Genomic DNA, 16,948 nt, shown 5'->3' with positions numbered 1-16,948 from the left:
CTTAAAATTAGATGACTACAATGTATTTTCACTTTTGTAAGTGCTAGTGCAAGGTTACTTAATTACACAAATCAACAAAAAGAATTTGTTTTTATTTAGTTTATTTTTGCACAGCCTCTGTTTTACAGAAAAATTTTTTACACTTACATATATTTACTAGGAAAGTCTGTACTAGTATTGTTTAAAGAGAAATGTTTTCATCGATAATATTATCCATATTGTATAATCCGTTTTGTTTGCCATGTATAAACTTACAAGCATCAAGAGCTCCTATGGCAAATACTTCACGTGATATTGCAGAGTGCTTTATCTCAATAATTTCTCCTTGACCTGCGAATATTATATCGTGTTCACCTACTATATTTCCACCTCTTATTGCATGTATTCCTATTTCTTTTTTATGTCTTTTACATTCACCTACTCTACCGTGTGAAAAAATAGTTTCTTCTTCTATGGATGATTTTATAGTGTTTGCAAGCATTAATGCCGTTCCACTTGGGGCATCAATTTTTTGATTATGATGTTTCTCTATTATTTCTATATCAAATCCTTTATATAAATATGAGCTTATCTTTTTTAAAATGTTATTGATTACATTTATACCTACTGACATATTTGCTGAACGAAATACAGCTACTTTTTTGCTCAAATTTGATATGATGTTTTCACCTTCTAGATCAAATCCAGTAGTGCATATAACTATTGGCATATTGTTTTTAATGCAGTATTTTGCAAGTGATGGTAGTGCAGCAGGTCTAGAAAAATCCAGTATAACATCAGCATCAATATTGCATTCATCAATATTGTTAAATACTGGATAAGGCGAAGTTGTATTGGTATTAACATCAATGCCAGCAACAATGGTTAAATTTTCGAATTTATAAGAAGCTTGTGTTACCATTTTCCCCATTTTACCAAAGCAACCGTTTAAAATTATTCTAATCATAGTCTTTTCTCCTTGCTAAAATTGTTATATTATTCAATTAGATTACATTTTTTTAATTCTGAAATCAATATTTCTTTATTTTTATCGTCCATATTGCAGAGTGGCAATCTTAAATTACCAACATTCATATCCATTATATTCATAGCTGTTTTAACTGGAATAGGGTTAGTTTCAATAAAAAGAGCATTTGTTAAATTCAAATAATCAAGTTGAATTTGTAATGCTTCTTTATGTTTCCCATCCAAATACATATGAACCATTTCATGAACACGATTAGGAATAATATTTGCTAAAACAGATATAACACCTATACCCCCTAAAGATAAAACAGGAATAATTTGATCATCATTTCCAGAATATATAGCTAAATTATCACCGCATAGAGCTTTTATCTTTGCAATTTGACTTATATTACCACTTGCTTCTTTTACAGCAACGATGTTTTTAAGTGTGCATAATTCTGCAAGAGTTTCGGGCAATATATTAATACCAGTTCTAGAAGGAACATTATAAATTATTATAGGAGTGTTTACAGAATCGCTAATTGTTTTAAAGTGTTCAATTAATCCTTTTTGAGTTGTTTTGTTGTAATAAGGTGTAATTACTAACAAGCCATCTACACCTATTTTTTCTGCCCATTTACTCATACTAATAGCAGAAGCTGTACAATTACTTCCTGTACCAGCTATTACAGGTATTCTTTTGTTTACTATATCTACAACAAATTTTATAGTCTCTTTTTTCTCTTGTTGTGTCATTGTGGAAGCTTCTCCAGTAGTTCCACAAACTATGATGGCATCTGTACATTCCTTGATATGCCATTCAATAAGTTCTTCAAGTTTTTTAAAATCAATTCCATTTTCGTTAAAAGGTGTGACAATAGCAACACCAGATCCTTTAAAAATACTCATATCTATCAACTCCATATAAATTATTTTTGTGTAAATTGGTTCTAGACATTATTATAGGGTATTATCTGTAATATGTTAATACACTATAATTTAATATATTATAAATAGTTTGCTATCAACAATTCAGCAATTTGGACAGCATTTAGAGCAGCACCTTTTCTTATGTTATCTGCAACTACCCAAATATTTAATCCATTCTCTAAACTAAAATCTTTTCTAATCCTTCCTACAAAAACATCATCTTTGCCAGCGGCAATAACAGGCATTGGATATACTAGATTGCTAGTATCATCCATTAGGACTATACCTTTTGAGCTTTTGTATAAATTAAAAACATCACATAGTTCAAATGAAGAACTCAATTCAATATTAATACTTTCACTGTGTCCGTAGTATACAGGTACTCTTACAGTAGTAGCAGTAATTTTTAAATCTTCACAATGCAGTATTTTTCTTGTTTCATTTATCATCTTCATTTCTTCCTTTGTGTATCCATTATCCATAAATATATCTATATGAGGAATAACATTACCTGCAATTGGATAAGGAAATTTTCTTGGTGGCTGCCCTTTATATCCTTCTAATAAATCATTGTAACCACTCATACCTGCTCCAGATACAGCTTGGTAAGTAGAGTAAACAATTCTTTTAATGCCGTATTTATCATGTAGAGGTTTGAGAGCAACTACAGCTTGGATTGTTGAACAGTTCGGATTTGCTATAATTCCATTGTGCATTTTAATATCTTCTGGGTTAACTTCTGGCACAACTAAAGGAACATCTGGATCCATTCTCCAAGCACTGCTATTGTCTATAACCACAGCACCTGTCTCTGCAAAAATAGGTGCATATTTTTTACTAACGTCACCTCCAGCTGAAAATAATGCTATATCAATTTTTTCACATTGAATATTTTGTTCAGTTAGTTCTATTATAGTGAAATCATTATTTCGGAAATTTATTTTTTTACCAGCAGATTTTTTTGAAGCATAGAGGTAAAGATTATTTATTGGGAAGTTGCGTTCTTCGAGTATTTTTATAAATTGTCTTCCAACCATTCCAGTTGCACCAACTATAGCTATATTAAATTTCATATAATCCCTCCTAAAAAATTCTATACTATATTATATATCTCATGGGTAAAAAAATATATAGTTTTTTTAATTTTTGCATAATTATTAGGTATTTTTTAAAAATCAAAAAAATGAATGATAACATGTATAAAACCGCTATTTTCAAAAAAATGAATTGTGCTATATTATTAATGCAATCATATGATTAACCATATTATACGATTATCAATATAAATTGATTTAAATACAAATAATACAAAATTATAATAATGAAATATTGATAAAAAATAATTATAATTTTCAGAATTATCCGAACAAGAAAAAGGACAATATATGACAAAAATCATTTGACTAGAAATGTTTTGTGTGATATCATGATGTTCGTATAGTAAATTGTTTGAATTTTACAAAAGAAAGTTGTACGAAATTTAAAAGAATTAAAATTTATTGTTAATTTAAAATATGATTATAAAAATGTGCGTAATGGTGTTTAAAGTATTAAGTAACAGGAAGGTATAATTTTAGATTTAACTAAGCAAACTAGTAATATGTTGTAGGGTATTTGATTTTATACAGTAAGATTTTATACAGTAAATTAGTTTTGCTGAGCCAAGAAGCTCTAATGTTCTGCTTATAGCGAGTAGAAGTCTTATAGAAGCAAAAAGTAAAGTTTTTAAGATATAAGCTTTGTTGATTATTATTGTTAATTATTAAGTTTAAGTTTAAGTTTTTGCTTTAAATTTACATAAATTAAATCTCAATAAAGGGGGAATTTTAGTGAAAGGCAAAAAGATTATGGCATTACTTTTAACAGTTTCGTTAGGAGTATCTGCTGCATTAATGGGTTGTGGAAAGACTCAAACGAGTACTTCTGACAACGAAAAAAAGACTGAGACTACACAGAAAGAACAAGCAAAGGGAGGGATTGATAAGGATCAATATCTTAATATTATTTTAGGTAATGAACCGAAATCATTAGATCCTTCTAAGTCTTCTGATTTGTATTCTTCACAGGTATTAGCGGAGGTTATGGAAGGCTTGACAAGAATAGAGCAGGAAAATGGTAAAGATGTAATAAAACCTGCTGGTGCAAAATCATGGGAGAAGAATGAAGATGGTACTGTTTGGACTTTCCATTTGAGAGATTACAAGTGGTCTGATGGAAAAACTGTTACAGCTAATGATTATGTGTATGGAATTAAGAGGACATTGAATCCAAAAACTGGTTCGCCATATGCATTCCTATTATATCCAATTAAGAATGCTAAAGCATACAATGCTGGAAAAGCAAAAGCTGATGAGGTTGGAGTTGAAGCTGTAGATGATAAGACTCTTAAATTTACATTAGAATCACCATGTGCATACTTTATGGATTTAACTTACTTCAAAGTTATGCACCCACAAAGAAAAGATATTATTGAAGCTGCTGGTGAAAGATATGGAACTGAAAAAGATACAATGGTTTTCTGTGGACCTTTCGTGATTTCTGAGTGGGTTCATCAGAGCAAGGTTGTTTTAGAGAAAAACAAGAACTACTGGGATGCTGATTCTGTTAAATTGAACAAAGTAACAATGAAAATCATAAGTCAAGAGGCTTCAAGAATGAGTGAATTATATAATGGTGGAATCGATGCTACTGGTGTTAGTGATCCGAACTGGGTTAAAAAGCTTAGTGATACAGGTAAGTTTAATGTGCTAAAAGGATATGATCCATCAACTACTTACGTTTTCTTCAATCAAAAGGATAAATATTTTAAAAATGCTAAGATAAGAAAAGCATTTATTTTAGCTGATGACAGAGAGGCTAGAGCAGAAGTATTATTCAGAAATTTAGCTCAACCAGCTTATGGATGGTGTCCTCCTTCATTACAGATAGGTGGAGAAGATTTTAGAGCAAAGGTTAACTATGAACCACTTAGAAAATTAGTAAAAGAAAATCCAGATCCTAAGAAGTTATTAATTGAAGGATTAAAAGAAATTGGTGCAGATCCAGATCCAGCAAAAATGGATGTTACTTTATTAGAAGGTAGTACAAGTGCAAGAAGTAAAGAATTTGCTGAGTTTGCTCAGGAAAATTACAGACAGAAGTTAGGTGTTAATGCAAAAGTAGAATATGTAAAATGGCCAATATTTGTTAAGAGAACAGATGAAATGGACTATCAAGTAGCTAGTATGGCTTGGAATGGAGACTACAATGATCCTATGACATTCTTTGACATGTGGACTACAAATGCGAAAGTTGTTCCAACTGGATGGTCAAATCCTAAATATGATAAGTTAATTGAAAAAGCGGCTGCAACTTTAGATAAAGAAGTTAGAACTGAAGCATTTAAGGAAGCAGAAAACATATTGTTATATGAAGATGGTGTAATTTCTCCAGGAGTTTATAGAAAGAGACAAACTTTCGTAAGAAAATATGCTAAGAATATTATGTATCCATTATTCGGAGCTATAGAAGTTAAATATGCTTATACAGAAGGTAGAAAATAGCATATAATATTGAATTACAGCAGAGTATTATGCTCTGCTGTAATAAGATGTTTATGTTTTTAACGGAGGGATAACAAATGGCTAAATTTTTACTTAAAAGGTTTGCATATATGCTCTTAACCCTTTTTGTTGCAATAACTATAACTTTTATGTTGATTCATGCAATTCCTGGTGATCCGCTTTCTAGTATGGCAAGAAAGTTACCACCACAGATACAAAAGAATTTTTATGCTAAATACGGTTTGGACAAACCTGTTATTGTTCAATATGGTAAATTCATGAAGAATCTTGTTTTGCATGGTGATTTAGGAGAATCATTGACTTATCCAGGTAGATCGGTTGTTCATACTATAAAGACTTATGCGCCTGTTTCAGGAAGAGTTGGTATTCAAGCTATTGCAATGGGATTTGTGATAGGTATAATTCTAGGAATAATTGCTGCATTCTACAGGAACAAATGGCCTGATTATCTTGTAATGTTCATAGCTATATTGGGAATATCGATTCCGAGTTTTGTACTTGCAACGCTTTTACAATATGTTTTTACAGTTAAATTCATGATACTTCCTACAACGGGATGGGGTGAATTTAAGCATACTATTTTGCCATCCATAGCTATGAGCTTTGGTTCGATAGCTACATACGCTAGATACATGAGAGCTAACTGTTTAGATGTTATAGGTCAAGACTACATACTTACAGCTAAAGCAAAGGGAGTTTCCAAGTTATCTTTGGTTTGGAAACATGTTATTAGAAATGCTATTTTACCTGTTATAACTTTATTAGGACCACAAATAGCTATGATATTTATTGGTTCATTCGTTATTGAGAGCATATTCTCAATTCCGGGATTAGGTCAGTATTTTGTGTCATCGGTTTCAGATAGAGATTATACAATGATAATGGGACAGACAGTGTTTATGTCTTCGCTATTTATAGTTTCTCTTGTTGTAGTCGATGTTTTATATGGACTAGTTGATCCAAGAATAAGACTCTCAGGCGGGAAGAAATAGGAGGTAAGTTATATGGCAGAGATGGTTAACAATAAGGTTAATATAACAAAAGACAAGTTTAAAATTGTAGGAAATAAAGGTGCAGATTCAGAGCAGATTTTAAGACCTAGTATGACATATTGGCAAGATGCATGGAGAAGATTGAAACAAAACAAGATTGCAATGGGTTCTTTAATACTTTTAGCTTTGATTACAATTATGACCATTATAGGTCCATATTTATCGCATTATGATTTTGAGGTTACAAATAATGCGGCTAATGCAAGAAATTTGCCTCCTAATGCACAGCATTGGTTTGGAACAGATAATTTGGGAAGAGATACATTTGCTAGAGTTTGGATAGGTGGTAGGGTTTCTATAATAATTGGTTTAGCTGGTGCACTTATAGATACTGTTATTGGTGCATTGTATGGTGGTATTTCAGGATATTTTGGTGGATTAGTTGATGATATAATGATGAGAATAGTTGAAATACTTTACAGTATTCCATATTTGATAGTGGTAATTCTTGTATCTTTGATTGTTGGTAAAGGTATAATACCACTGATTATAGCAATGACAATAACAGGGTGGTGTTATATGGCTAGATTGGTTAGAGGGCAGTTGCTCCAAATAAAAGAGCAGGAGTATGTTTTAGCTGCAACTGCATTAGGAGCTAGTCCAAAGAGAATTATATTAAGGCATTTGTTGCCTAATACACTTGGTGTAATGATTGTTGCTATTACTTTTGATATTTCTGGTTTTATATTTGGTGAGGCTTTCTTAAGCTTTATTGGGCTTGGAATTCAATCGCCTAATACGAGTTGGGGTTCTTTAGCGGCATCGGCGCAACCCAATCTAATATTCTATCCAGAACAATTATTCTTCCCATCTCTATTCATAAGTTTGACTATGCTATCATTCCAGCTTTTGGGTGATGGTTTGAGAGATGCACTTGATCCGAAATTACGTCAATAATTGGGAGGAGAATTACAATGGAAAAAATACTAGAAGTAGAAAATCTTAGAGTTTCTTTTCATACATATGCTGGTGAGGTTCAGTCTGTGAGAGGAGTAAGCTTTCACTTGAATAAGGGTGAAACTCTTGCGGTTGTTGGTGAATCAGGTTGCGGAAAGACTGTTACATCAAAGTCATTAATGAGATTGATTCCTGAACCACCAGGAGAAATAAAAGAAGGTTCGAAAATATTATTTAATGGTAAGAATGTACTTGATATGTCTGAAAAAGAGTTAAGAGAGTTAAGAGGAGCAGATATATCAATGATATTCCAAGATCCTATGACTTCTCTAAATCCAACAATGAAAGTTGGAAGGCAGATTGCAGAGAGTTTAATAATCCATAGAGGAATGAATAAATCAGAAGCATTAAAGGAAGCTGTAAAGATGTTAGAATTGGTAGGTATTCCTAATCCTGCCAAGAGAGCTAGACAGTATCCTCATGAATTTTCGGGTGGTATGAGACAGAGAGCAATGATTGCTATAGCTCTTGCATGTAATCCTAAGATATTGATTGCAGATGAGCCTACTACGGCATTAGATGTTACAATACAAGCACAAATAATGGATTTGATAGCTGATCTTCAGAAAAAATTGGGTACAGCCGTTATTCTTGTAACACATGATTTAGGAGTAGTTGCTGATGTTGCACATAGAATACAGGTTATGTATGCTGGAACTATAATTGAAAGAGGTACTACTGATGAAATATTCTATAATCCACAGCATCCATATACATGGGCACTATTGCAGTCAGTACCAAGATTAGGTACAGGAAATAAGGCAGAACTTTATTCATTAGGTGGAACACCTCCTGATTTGATAAAACCACCGGTAGGATGTCCATTTGCTGCTAGATGTGAATATTGCATGGATATTTGTAAGGAAGCTGTGCCAGAAGTAACAAAGATAACTGATACTCATTCTGTATCATGTTGGCTTAAACATCCATATGCACCTAAAGTTGAATTACCTGAAGCTTTAAGAGTGGGAGGTATAGAATAATGGCTGAAAATAAGAAAAATGACATTTTGATAGAGGTTAGAGATTTAAAAAAGCATTTTAAAGTGGGACCTAATGCTATATTAAAAGCAGTTGATGGTGTAAGTTTTGATATAAGAAAGGGAGAAACATTAGGTCTTGTAGGAGAATCAGGTTGTGGGAAGACTACTTGTGGAAGAACGGTTATGGGATTGTATCAAGCTACAGGTGGAGAAGTTATATTTGATGGTATTAATGTTCATAAGTTGAACAAGAAAGAAAAGAAGGCTTTTGCAAGAAGAGCACAGATTATTCTTCAGGATCCATATGCTTCACTAAACCCAAGAATGACAGTTGGAGATATAATTGGAGAGGGAATAGATATACATAATTTGTACAGTGGTCAGGAAAGAACTAATAGGATTTATGAATTATTGGATTTAGTTGGATTAAATAAAGAGCATGCATCAAGATTTCCACATGAATTTTCAGGTGGACAGAGACAAAGAATAGGAATAGCTCGTGCATTAGCGATTGAGCCAGATTTTATAGTGTGTGATGAACCAATATCTGCACTTGATGTTTCTATTCAAGCACAAGTTGTTAATTTATTAATTAAGCTTCAGAGAGAATTTGGATTAACGTATCTTTTCATTGCACATGATTTGTCTATGGTTAAGCATATTTCAGATAGAGTTGGAGTTATGTATTTAGGAAACATGGTTGAACTTGCTTCAAGTAATGAATTATACAATAATCCTCATCATCCATATACGAAAGCTTTGATGTCTGCTATACCGATTCCAGATCCTAAAATCGAAAGAAGTAAATCTAGGATTAAGCTTGAAGGTGAAGTACCAAGTCCGATCAATCCAAAACCTGGATGTAGATTTGCGAGCAGATGCAGATATGCAAAACCTATTTGTAATGAAAAAACACCAGAATTAAAAGAGATTGAAAAAGATCATTTTGTTGCATGTCATTTGTTTTAAGATAGATGATGTGTACTAGTTGCAAATTATGTTTAACAGAATGGTAGTATAAAAATTAAAATTTTATAAATATATAGACTCGGCACAAGAAAACTTCCGTTTATTATAACGGAGGTGAGATTGTGCCATTGCTTTTTTAGGAGGGGGAAAAAAGGGATTGGGGAAAATCAAATTTGCCAGTGGACTAGAGGGCTAGGGGGCTAACACAGATTTGACATCTGCATGCCAGTATTTGTTTTATTAGGTAATGGGTGCTAGGAGAAAGGTGATAGGGTTAATTTCCAATCTCCAATTTTTATTACATATTTGTGACTTGAGAGCTAGTATCTGTTTGAGGTGCTGGGTACTAGGTGCTAGGAGAGAAAAGAAGGTGCTAGGGAAAATCAAGTTTGCTAGAGTGCCAGTCTGCTAGAGCAGATTTGTAACTTGATTACTATATATTTACAATAGACAAATTGCAATTAAGAAGTCGCGTAACGATTTCTTAATCAACTAGCCACTAGCACTCTAGCCAACTGACAATCTACTATTAAAGAAATTGCGAAGCAATTTTCACCTTTACTATTCTCTATTCCTTATTCACTATTCTCTGAATTTATGATTGGTGATTGGCGATTGGTAACCTTGTCTTAGTCGCCAATCTCCAGTTTCTAGTACAGATTTGTAACTAGTATAGGTAAGGAATTACATTCTAAAATATTTGTGAATTTCACGTTATGGATTAATGCTTTTTGTGTGCTGTATATACTTGAAAATAATAAATAATATGGTATAATATGATTATGGGTGTATTTTGCGGAAATAGCTCAGTTGATAGAGCACTACCTTCCCAAGGTAGATGCCGCGGGTTTGAGTCCCGTTTTCCGCTCCAAGGAATAAGTTTGAGAATTACTCAAACTTATTCCTTTTTCATTCATTGTAGTAAAAACTAAAAAAGAGAGAAAAGAAAAAAATAGATGTAAATGATAAAATAAGTAATGAAATATTTTGAGTGGTTTTCTTAAATCCAAAGTGATTATTTGGCTAAAGTAAAACAAATGGAATAATTATTCCTTACTTTGTAAATAATTATAATATCGATTATATTATTTACTGGGGAGGAATTGCTATGGGTAAAACACCACTTAAAAAAGTAATAAAAGCTAAATTAAAATCAAATAGAGAATTAAATGAAATGGAAAAATTAAGAGAAAAATTGAAATATGAGATTGCACAAGAACTAGGATTAGCCGAAAAGGTTGACAAATATGGTTGGGGAGGATTGACAGCTGAGGAAACTGGTAGAATTGGTGGATTGATGACCAAGCGAAAAAAGGAATTAAAGTTACCGAGAAATAAAGATATAGAATAAAAATTCAGAAAAAAAAGTTTGTTAAATAAAATTGTGGTATAATCTTTACTGTGCAGTTGTTGTTAGTTAAAATAAAAGCAGAGTGATATTTGAATGGATTGGAGAGCGTGTATGCAGTGTTATAATGAAATGGCAGAAGTATATGATAAGTTAATATATAGTGATATAGACTATAAAAAGTGGTCAAGTGTTATATTAGAGCATTGTAAATTGCATGATGTTGCTATGGAAGATTATTTGGATTTGGCTTGTGGAACGGGTAATTTAAGCTATGAATTATGCGAATATTTTACTCGAACTTGGGTAGTAGATTTATCATCAGAGATGTTGACTAGAGCAGAAAGTAAGATTAGGCATAAATGTTTAAATGCAAAATTTATTTGTCAGGATATTTCAAGATTGCAGCTGAATCACAGTTTTGATCTTATAACATGTTGTTTAGATTCGACAAATTATATTACTGAATTTGATAACCTCTTGGATTATTTTAGAGGTGTATATTCACATTTGAAAGACAATGGTATATTTATTTTTGATATAAATTCGGAATATAAATTAACCAATATATTGGGAAATAATGTTTTTACGTATGATGATAACGATGTTGTTTATATATGGGAAAATATTTTGGAAAAAGATATTTTGGAAATGTACTTAACCTTTTTTATAAAGAGTGGACATACCTACAATAGATTTGATGAAGTTCATGTTGAAAGAGTGTATAAGGATAAAGATATAAGAGAAGCACTTATAAGTATAGGATTCGATATAGTTGGTATTTTTGATGAATATGAAAACATACCTATTTCAAATAAAACTGAAAGAATAGTTTATGTAGTAAAGAAAAAAGTAGTATAGTATGGAGGAGATAAAATGAGTGATAGTATTGTAAGAGCGACTGCACATAATGGAGATATAAGAATAATAGCAGGGATTACTACTGAAATGGTAAATGAAGCCACGAAAATACATAATTGTGCTGCTACAGCATCGGCTGCTTTAGGTAGAATGTTGATAGCAGGGTGTTTGATGGGAGCGATGTTGAAATCTGAGAATGATAGTGTGACTATCAAAATAGATGGTGGTGGAAAAGCGAAGGGAATTACCGTTACATCACATGCTGATGCAAGTGTAAAAGGGTATATAGGTAATCCACTTGTAGATTTGCTACCAAATGATAAGGGTAAATTAGATGTTGGAGGAGCGATTGGTAAAAACGGTAATCTGCTAGTTATAAGGGATTTGGGACTCAAAAAGCCTTATGTAGGGCAAGTACCTATTTATACTGGAGAGGTAGGAGATGATATAGCTTATTATTATACTGTGTCTGAGCAAACACCTTCAGCTGTTGGATTAGGAGTGCTTGTTGACAAGGATTTGAGTATTAAAGCGGCAGGTGGATTTATAATTCAGATGATGCCGGGAGCAGATGAGATGCTTGCGGATATTGTTACATACAGGTTGCAAGAGATACCTTCAATTACAAGTTTAATAAGTGATGGCAAGAGTATTCAAGAAATACTAGAGTTGTTATTTGATGATATGGATCTAAAAATTCATGATTCTCTCATTCCTAAATATAGATGCGATTGTTCACGTGATAAGGTTGAAAAAGCTTTGATAAGTATTGGAAAGGAAGAATTAAGCAATATATATAGAGAAGGCAAGAATGAAGAAATAACATGTCAATTTTGTGGTAAGAAATATATATTTACTAATGAGGACATAGCTATTCTAATTGATCATGTAAACAAATCAAAATAATTTTTGATTTGTTTTGCAAATTTATTAGCAAAATGTATTGACATTTTTGAATAAATCTTATATTATAATATTGCACTTGGTTTTAATTTGGTGTTTAGTAGTGGGCGCATAGCTCAGCTGGGAGAGCACTTGCCTTACAAGCAAGGGGTCACAGGTTCGAGCCCTGTTGTGCCCACCATTTTTCTAAGGTTATTCGGCTGGATAGCTCAGTCGGTAGAGCAGAGGACTGAAAATCCTCGTGTCCCTGGTTCGATTCCTGGTCCAGCCACCAGTTTTGCGCATTTGATTCGTGTATTTAAGTAGGAATGGTATTGATAATGCGGAAATAGTTCAGTTGATAGAATGCCACCTTGCCAAGGTGGAGGTCGCGGGTTTGAGTCCCGTTTTCCGCTCCATGTGGCGCTATGGCCAAGTGGTAAGGCAGAGGCCTGCAAAGCCTTTACCCCCGGTTCAAATCCGGGTGGCGCCTCCAATAAAGGTGAAGGAACTGTTACACTAAGTGATTAGTGAGCAGTTCTTTTTTTATAAAAAGAAGCTCCAACTTCAATGAAGTAAGTGGAGGTAGTTCATTACAAGTATAAAGAAAACACATCCATCTTTCGCTGTTATCTGTATTGTAGTAATTAATAATTCCTGCATATTCTAAATCAGTTACATCAAACCCCGTTTCTTCTTTGACCCCTCGAATAGCTGACTCAATGAAACTTTCACCAAACTCTATATGCCCACCAGGAAATGTTATACCTCCCCATCCATCATCTGCAACTTTATCTTGAACTAATACCTTATTATTTTTTTTATTGTAGACCATGTACATATTATATAATTTATAGTCAGGCATTATCTTTTCCACCTTTCACCCCAGGGGTGTAAATTTTTCCAATTAATTATTTTCATCTACCGTTACTTCCTTAATAATCAATTTATAATCTTTACTTTTTTGTTCAAGCTCCTTCTTTCTTTTTTCTGCTTCTTCTCTAGTGTTGTAATATCCTTCCTCAACAAAATATTTATCATGTTGATCAATTAATATACGTACATTTTTACTTTCTTCTTTACCTTCTTCATCATACATTAAATCTTCTTCAATATGACAAATTTTTTCACTAAGATCCTCGTAAGATTCTGTTCTTAGAGAATACACCTTTGTTAAATCCTTAGCGTTTTTATTAGTTTTCCTTATATTTACAACAATCCTTGCAGGATCTTTATACTCATGCACCTTAAATTCTACAGGTTTTTTTAATATTACTCCAAATCGTCTTGTACAATCATCACACGTCACGATGTGATAAAATTTGGATATTAAATTTGAATTTGTTATGTTTGGAAAATCAGCACTAAATTCTCTTGTGCCATTTAGTTGAAAAACAAAAGAATAAGGATATTTATTGTACTGAACAATAAAACATGGAACTACCTTATCATTACCAAATTCTAGTAATATCCTTTCATAATCATCATGTACTGCCCATCTTATTTCGGTTAATTTTCTACCATCTGTTACTTCTCCACCAGTTACACTACCTTCACTCAAATAATCACTATTTTTATCCTTATTTGAAATAGTTGATGAATCATTATCACTTTTATCCTTTAATATAACAGTTTTTGTATTGTCGATTTTATTTATTGAATTTGTAGATGAACATCCTATTAATGAAAATATTACAAAAAAAGAAGTCAAAACTAATATACTTTTCTTCATTTTATATCCTCCCATAAATATAGCTTCAGATTCTAATATTGATTCGTTAGCCATATATACACTCCGCATATATAGTATACTTTAATATATTGTTTATATCAACAAATTCTGCAAAAATTTCAAAACAATATCAATATAAACTGTGCTTCATTTTTGTAAAGTGTTTGGTCTCTTGTGAAAATTGGAAGTAAAACAAACAATCTTTGTTGCTTTTCAGATGATACAACAATAGTAGTTTCAAAAATAGCTCACAATTAACAAAATATTACTATATAATAAATTGTACATATTAAATTAAGAGGTGATTATTAAATATGATTAAGAAAAAAAGTTTGATTTTCGTTATTGTTTTTTTACTAACTCTTTTATTTGCTGTTTTTCAATATAATTATGTTTTAGCATCAGATAATAAAGATTGTTATGAGATGAGTAACTTTTATTTAGTTGATGAATATAAAAATGTTTTTTATATTGATGATGAAGGAACTGTTTATTTATATTATTACGATGATGGGGATTATTATTATAAATTATCTAGATGCATTGGTGATGACGGTTCAATATATTTATATTATTACGATGATAATGGAGATTACTGTGAGTACAAATTATCTGATTACATTAATGATGGCAGAGTAATGTATTTATATTGCTATGATGAAAAACATGGTGATAAATATTATAAATTATCTAGCTTACTCGATGATGAAATAGTAACTTTATATATTTATGATGATGCTGGAAAGTGCTATTATTATAGATTTTGTAATTTTGAAGATGCAGAGGATAATATACAAGATAATGATTATGTAGAGAATCTAGATGATTTTCATGATTTGCTAAATTATACTAATGATGATACTGATAACACAGATAATTTTTATAAGGCATTAAAAGAATTGAATGATTTAGCAGATAATATTAATAATTATACTGATAGTACAGATAATTTCTATAATGAATTATATGATCTACTGAACAGTGTCAATAATATTTCATATGATTATGCAGATGATACAGAGAATTTTTGTAATAAATTGAACAATATAATGAATAGCATGAATAACAATTCTTATAACTATCAAGATGATACAGATGATTTTTACAATAAATTAAATGATATTGTCAATAGTATGAATACTAACTCTAATAAACAATCAAATGATATGGATAAATTTTACGATAATTATTCATCTAATCAAACTAATACTTTTCAAATAAAAGATGATAAAGGTAAGAATCCTAGTCCAAGTACCATAAGAGCATTAATAGGAAATATTGATATAAGAATTAAAATGCTTAATAGTCGAATAAGTAATGAAAGGGCTTCACTAGCTAGAATGGAGTCATTAAATTTAGATGGAGGAGCAACTCATTTCATGATGTTAGAGTCCAAGAGAAGACTAATTTTAACTTATGAAAAGGAAGTATATACTCTTGAAAAGTTAAGGATAGAGTATCAAAATATGTTAAAAGGAAATTAATAATGTGAAAGTAATTTAAAAATCCAGCAGAAAATGCTGGATTTTTAAATGAGTGATGAATATGTATAAAATACAAAATGGGCTTTTTATTTGGTTTTTATTTAACAAAAGGAAAATGATGATCTTTGTAGAATATTATTGATAGTAACGAATTATAAATAATTACAAAATTAACAATAATATTATTGAAATAGGATATATTATGAAAGTAAATACGAGATATTTTTCGATAATAGAAAAAGTTGCGTAAAAAAGGTGATACAGCATGTTTATTTTTATAAAGAAAATTATTATTAAACCAACTATGTTTATATGTTTGATATGGAAAGTAAAATATTTTATGTATTTTTTAATGTAGAAATAAATTATAAAATTATTTAAAAAGGCTGAATTATTTTTAGTATTAATTAATATTATGTGAATAATATGGAGGGGGATAACAATGGAATATACAAGAGCAACATGGAACGAAAATCATAAAAGGCTTCGAGAATTACTAAAAAAGAAGTCAACATTTGATAGTGCTATTAATTTATTTTTGGATCAACATGCTAGGATACATTCTTCGGATGTATCGGGAATTGATTGTATAACATTTGAAGATGAGCTATGGGAAGGCATGGATGAAATAACGTTTCGTACAGGTCAGAATAAAAAAGGGCGAACAGTTGCATATGGAATGTGGCATTCGACACGTATTGAAGATATTACAATGAATATTCTCGTAGATGGTGAAAAACAGGTAATTGACCAAGAAAATTGGCTTAAGAGGATAAATTCTTCAATTTATGATACAGGCAATGCATTAGATGAGAATGAAATATTGAAGTTCAGTCAGACAATTGATATGCAAGCTTTGAGGGATTATAGAAAAGCAGTTGGGAGAAAAACTCGAGAAATAGTTCATAGGCTTGAATACGCTGATTTAAAGAGAAAAGTTTCTGAACTCGGACTTGAAAAAATTATTGAATTGGGTGCAGTAGCAAATGATGAGGCTGCTATATGGCTTATTGATTTTTGGGGGAAAAAGACAGTAGCAGGGGTATTACTTATGCCAGTTACACGTCACCATATGGTTCACATAAATGAATCAATGGAAGCGAAAAAAAGGGGTCTTAGAAAAATAAAAAAAAGGTAATAAACCATTTATTTGTATTAAAGAAAATAAATATATTGTAAAGAAGGAAACTCAGATAATATAAAACATAGTATAATTGTGAGTATCAAAAGCGTTAAAGTA

The 16,948-nt window shown here is 31.4% G+C and carries 15 protein-coding genes and 5 tRNA genes; 15 read left to right on the top strand and 5 right to left on the bottom strand.

Translation table 11 applies throughout. From position 1 onward, the window contains the following. Positions 1-181: 181 nt before the first annotated feature. The 3 genes from dapB to CLTEP_RS02440 all read right to left on the bottom strand — a co-directional run bounded on the left by dapB (position 182) and on the right by CLTEP_RS02440 (position 2,951). Positions 182-946, bottom strand: a complete 765-nt coding sequence (gene dapB / locus CLTEP_RS02450) for a 4-hydroxy-tetrahydrodipicolinate reductase (protein ID WP_066822094.1) — start codon at positions 944-946, stop codon at positions 182-184. A 29-nt stretch (positions 947-975) separates the two neighbouring features. Continuing rightward, positions 976-1,857: a 4-hydroxy-tetrahydrodipicolinate synthase gene (dapA, locus tag CLTEP_RS02445; protein WP_066822091.1), complete on the bottom strand. Its 882-nt coding sequence runs from the start codon at positions 1,855-1,857 to the stop codon at positions 976-978. A gap of 98 nt (positions 1,858-1,955) precedes the next feature. Continuing rightward, on the bottom strand, positions 1,956-2,951 hold the full coding sequence (locus CLTEP_RS02440) for an aspartate-semialdehyde dehydrogenase (RefSeq protein WP_066822088.1): 996 nt from the start codon (positions 2,949-2,951) through the stop codon (positions 1,956-1,958). Between the two features lie 756 nt (positions 2,952-3,707). On the opposite strand from CLTEP_RS02440, the gene CLTEP_RS02435 reads away from it, so the two are divergent. From CLTEP_RS02435 to CLTEP_RS02375, 13 genes are all read left to right on the top strand, one after another. After that, positions 3,708-5,420, top strand: a complete 1,713-nt coding sequence (locus tag CLTEP_RS02435) for a peptide ABC transporter substrate-binding protein (protein ID WP_066822085.1) — start codon at positions 3,708-3,710, stop codon at positions 5,418-5,420. Between the two features lie 77 nt (positions 5,421-5,497). After that, entirely contained in the window at positions 5,498-6,433 is a 936-nt protein-coding gene (locus CLTEP_RS02430) for an ABC transporter permease (RefSeq protein WP_066822082.1), read from the top strand. 21 nt (positions 6,434-6,454) lie between these two features. Further along, on the top strand, positions 6,455-7,390 hold the full coding sequence (locus CLTEP_RS02425) for an ABC transporter permease (protein ID WP_066822248.1): 936 nt from the start codon (positions 6,455-6,457) through the stop codon (positions 7,388-7,390). Positions 7,391-7,407: 17 nt separating this feature from the next. Further along, entirely contained in the window at positions 7,408-8,433 is a 1,026-nt protein-coding gene (locus CLTEP_RS02420) for an ABC transporter ATP-binding protein (RefSeq protein ID WP_066822081.1), read from the top strand. Then, the gene (locus CLTEP_RS02415) at positions 8,433-9,401 is read left to right on the top strand and encodes an ABC transporter ATP-binding protein (protein ID WP_066822079.1); all 969 of its coding nucleotides are present in this window, start codon (positions 8,433-8,435) and stop codon (positions 9,399-9,401) included. The genes CLTEP_RS02420 and CLTEP_RS02415 overlap by 1 nt, the downstream gene beginning before the upstream one ends. Positions 9,402-10,196: 795 nt before the next feature. Then, positions 10,197-10,272: transfer RNA gene (locus CLTEP_RS02410), tRNA-Gly, on the top strand. A gap of 237 nt (positions 10,273-10,509) precedes the next feature. Beyond that, positions 10,510-10,752 carry an alpha/beta-type small acid-soluble spore protein gene (locus CLTEP_RS02405; RefSeq protein WP_066822077.1) on the top strand — a complete coding sequence of 81 codons (243 nt, stop codon included), beginning with the start codon at positions 10,510-10,512 and terminating at the stop codon, positions 10,750-10,752. Positions 10,753-10,863: 111 nt separating this feature from the next. Beyond that, entirely contained in the window at positions 10,864-11,610 is a 747-nt protein-coding gene (locus CLTEP_RS02400; RefSeq protein WP_066822074.1) for a class I SAM-dependent DNA methyltransferase, read from the top strand. Between the two features lie 15 nt (positions 11,611-11,625). Further along, positions 11,626-12,516: an Hsp33 family molecular chaperone HslO gene (hslO, locus tag CLTEP_RS02395; protein ID WP_066822071.1), complete on the top strand. Its 891-nt coding sequence runs from the start codon at positions 11,626-11,628 to the stop codon at positions 12,514-12,516. A 102-nt stretch (positions 12,517-12,618) separates the two neighbouring features. Next, positions 12,619-12,694 (top strand) — tRNA-Val (locus CLTEP_RS02390). Positions 12,695-12,711: 17 nt separating this feature from the next. Then, positions 12,712-12,787, top strand: a tRNA-Phe gene (locus CLTEP_RS02385). Positions 12,788-12,835: 48 nt separating this feature from the next. Beyond that, positions 12,836-12,911: transfer RNA gene (locus tag CLTEP_RS02380), tRNA-Gly, on the top strand. Positions 12,912-12,914: 3 nt separating this feature from the next. After that, a tRNA-Cys gene (locus CLTEP_RS02375) sits at positions 12,915-12,988 on the top strand. A gap of 18 nt (positions 12,989-13,006) precedes the next feature. Here the strand turns inward: CLTEP_RS02375 and CLTEP_RS02370 are convergent. After that, positions 13,007-13,369: an NUDIX domain-containing protein gene (locus tag CLTEP_RS02370; RefSeq protein WP_153016262.1), complete on the bottom strand. Its 363-nt coding sequence runs from the start codon at positions 13,367-13,369 to the stop codon at positions 13,007-13,009. 30 nt (positions 13,370-13,399) lie between these two features. After that, on the bottom strand, positions 13,400-14,278 hold the full coding sequence (locus CLTEP_RS02365; protein ID WP_066822059.1) for a hypothetical protein: 879 nt from the start codon (positions 14,276-14,278) through the stop codon (positions 13,400-13,402). Positions 14,279-14,538: 260 nt separating this feature from the next. Here CLTEP_RS02365 and CLTEP_RS02360 point away from each other — a divergent pair, with 260 nt between their 5' ends. Both CLTEP_RS02360 and CLTEP_RS02355 read left to right on the top strand, forming a co-directional pair. After that, the gene (locus CLTEP_RS02360; RefSeq protein WP_066822056.1) at positions 14,539-15,708 is read left to right on the top strand and encodes a hypothetical protein; all 1,170 of its coding nucleotides are present in this window, start codon (positions 14,539-14,541) and stop codon (positions 15,706-15,708) included. A 442-nt stretch (positions 15,709-16,150) separates the two neighbouring features. Beyond that, positions 16,151-16,846: a hypothetical protein gene (locus tag CLTEP_RS02355; RefSeq protein WP_066822053.1), complete on the top strand. Its 696-nt coding sequence runs from the start codon at positions 16,151-16,153 to the stop codon at positions 16,844-16,846. The last annotated feature ends 102 nt before the right edge of the window (positions 16,847-16,948 follow it).

Origin of the sequence: Clostridium tepidiprofundi DSM 19306 (genome assembly GCF_001594005.1) — a bacterium.
Taxonomy (GTDB): domain Bacteria; phylum Bacillota; class Clostridia; order Clostridiales; family Clostridiaceae; genus Clostridium_AC; species Clostridium_AC tepidiprofundi.
The sequence above is the reverse complement of the archived record's forward strand: the minus strand, read 5'-3'. Positions and strand labels throughout refer to the sequence as shown.

Bases quoted from the DNA above. Each gene is read 5' to 3' on its own strand.
- CLTEP_RS02365 (WP_066822059.1), bottom strand. From the start codon at position 14,278: ATGGCTAACGAATCAATATTAGAATCTGAAGCTATATTTATGGGAGGA.
- CLTEP_RS02430 (WP_066822082.1), top strand. From the start codon at position 5,498: ATGGCTAAATTTTTACTTAAAAGGTTTGCATATATGCTCTTAACCCTT.
- CLTEP_RS02360 (WP_066822056.1), top strand. From the start codon at position 14,539: ATGATTAAGAAAAAAAGTTTGATTTTCGTTATTGTTTTTTTACTAACT.
- dapB (WP_066822094.1), bottom strand. From the start codon at position 946: ATGATTAGAATAATTTTAAACGGTTGCTTTGGTAAAATGGGGAAAATG.
- CLTEP_RS02405 (WP_066822077.1), top strand. From the start codon at position 10,510: ATGGGTAAAACACCACTTAAAAAAGTAATAAAAGCTAAATTAAAATCA.
- CLTEP_RS02355 (WP_066822053.1), top strand. From the start codon at position 16,151: ATGGAATATACAAGAGCAACATGGAACGAAAATCATAAAAGGCTTCGA.
- CLTEP_RS02415 (WP_066822079.1), top strand. From the start codon at position 8,433: ATGGCTGAAAATAAGAAAAATGACATTTTGATAGAGGTTAGAGATTTA.
- hslO (WP_066822071.1), top strand. From the start codon at position 11,626: ATGAGTGATAGTATTGTAAGAGCGACTGCACATAATGGAGATATAAGA.
- CLTEP_RS02440 (WP_066822088.1), bottom strand. From the start codon at position 2,951: ATGAAATTTAATATAGCTATAGTTGGTGCAACTGGAATGGTTGGAAGA.
- CLTEP_RS02425 (WP_066822248.1), top strand. From the start codon at position 6,455: ATGGTTAACAATAAGGTTAATATAACAAAAGACAAGTTTAAAATTGTA.
- dapA (WP_066822091.1), bottom strand. From the start codon at position 1,857: ATGAGTATTTTTAAAGGATCTGGTGTTGCTATTGTCACACCTTTTAAC.
- CLTEP_RS02420 (WP_066822081.1), top strand. From the start codon at position 7,408: ATGGAAAAAATACTAGAAGTAGAAAATCTTAGAGTTTCTTTTCATACA.
- CLTEP_RS02400 (WP_066822074.1), top strand. From the start codon at position 10,864: ATGCAGTGTTATAATGAAATGGCAGAAGTATATGATAAGTTAATATAT.